This is a genomic window from Pseudonocardia halophobica (assembly GCF_027922425.1).
Taxonomy (GTDB): Bacteria; Actinomycetota; Actinomycetes; order Mycobacteriales; family Pseudonocardiaceae; genus Pseudonocardia; species Pseudonocardia halophobica.
In genome coordinates, this window is record NZ_BSFQ01000102.1 from 1 (window position 1) to 1770 (window position 1770).

Consider the following 1770-nt stretch of genomic DNA (forward strand, 5'->3'; position numbering starts at 1 on the left):
CCAGGCCTACTTCAGGTTCGTCATCGACAAGCTCGACCTCGGTCGCGACATCCGGTTCAGCACCCGGGTCACCGCGGCACAGTTCGACGAAGAGACGAACACCTGGACAGTCGAGTCCCGCGACGAGCGGACCGGCGAGACCTTCCCGACGCGAGCGCGCTTTGTCCTTCCGCTGCTGGGCACGGGCTCCAAGGCGCTTCTCCCGAACATTCCCGGGCTCGAGGAGTTCGAGGGCGACCACTTCCACACCTCCCGATGGCCCCAGGGCTGCGACATGACCGGCAAGCGGGTCGCCGTCATCGGCACCGGCGCCAGCGCCGTCCAGGTCATCCAGTCCATCGCGCCCGAGGTGGAACACCTCACCGTGTTCCAGCGCACACCGGCAACGGCCCTTCCGATGATCTCTCGCAAGCTCGACGCCGCTGCGAACGACGAACTGCGCCAGTCTTATCCGGAGCTCTTCAAGTACCGGGAGACGACCTTCGGCGGACTCGAGTACGACGTGATCTTCACGCCGACCGCGGAGATCTCCGACGAGGAGTTCAACGCAACGCTCGAGGAGCTCTGGTCCAAGGGCGGTCTCCAGATCTGGCTCGGCGGCTACGCCGACATGTTCTTCAATGCAGAGGTGGGCAACCGGATCTACGCCTTCTGGCGCGAAAAGACTCTGCCGCGCATCAAGGACCCGGACCTGGCAGAGAAGCTCGTCCCAGCGGTGCCCCCCTACCCGTTCGGGACGAAGCGCTGCCCGCTCGAGTACTCCTACTACGACGCGTTCAACCAGGACAACGTCGAGCTCGTCGATCTCAAAGAGACATCGATCGAGAAGGTCACCCGCAACGGGATCGTCACGGCGGACGGTCGCGAGCACGAGTTCGACGTGATCGTTCTTGCTACCGGGTTCGACTCCTTCACCGGCGGTCTCACCGACATCGACGTCCGCAGCACCAAGGGTGAATCGTTCGGCGAGGTGTTCCGCGACGGCGCCCGCACCGCACTGGGCAGGGCGTCCGCCGGGTTCCCCAACATGCTCTACGTCTACGGCCCGCAGAGCCCGTCGGCATTCTGCAACGGCCCCACCTGCGCGGAGCTCGAAGGCGACTGGGTCATCAACTGCCTGGTCCACATGCGCGAAAGCGGCCTGACCCGGATCGAGGCCACTGCCGAGGCCGAACAGGAGTGGCACGACCACCTCGAGGCGCTCGCCACCTCGACGACGTTCCCGCTCGCCAACTCCTGGTACATGAACGCCAACGTGCCCGGCAAGAAGCGAGAACTGCTGGCCTACCCCGGTGGGCTGCCCATGTATCTGGAGAAGTGCCGACAGTCCGTCGAGAACGGCTACGCGGGATTCGTCCTCTCCTGATGGTTCGTCCGGAGTGACGGCTGACCGCGGGTGTCGCCCACTCAGTGGGTGACACCCGCGGCGCTCAGCGCCTCACCGGCCGGGACGGAACACGGCGCGGACGCACCCGTCCTCCTTCTCCTTGAACATCCGGTAGCCCTTCGGCCCGTCGTCGAGCGGCAGCACGTGGGTGGCGAGGTGCTCGGTCCGCACCTCGTCCCGGCTCATCAGGTCGAGGATCTCCGGGACGTAGCGGTGCCCGTGCTGCTGGGCGCCGCGCAGGGTCAGCGCCTTGTTCATCACCGCCCCCATCGGGAACTTGTCCACCACGCCGCCGAACACGCCCAGCGCGAACACCGTCCCGCCCTTGCGGCAGGCGTAGATGGCCTCCCGGAGGGCGGTCGGCCGGTCCGTATGCAGCCGCA

Annotated in this window: 1 protein-coding gene and 1 pseudogene; one reads left to right on the plus strand and one right to left on the minus strand. The window is 66.4% G+C overall.

What is annotated here, in order from left to right; all coding sequences use genetic code 11:
- The coding region (locus tag PKE99_RS37400) for a flavin-containing monooxygenase (protein ID WP_271215009.1) at positions 1-1366 on the plus strand (1366 nt) is incomplete at its 5' end.
- Between the two features lie 72 nt (positions 1367-1438).
- Here the strand turns inward: PKE99_RS37400 and PKE99_RS37405 are convergent.
- Positions 1439-1770: pseudogene (locus PKE99_RS37405) on the minus strand (glutathione-dependent formaldehyde dehydrogenase); the annotation flags it as partial.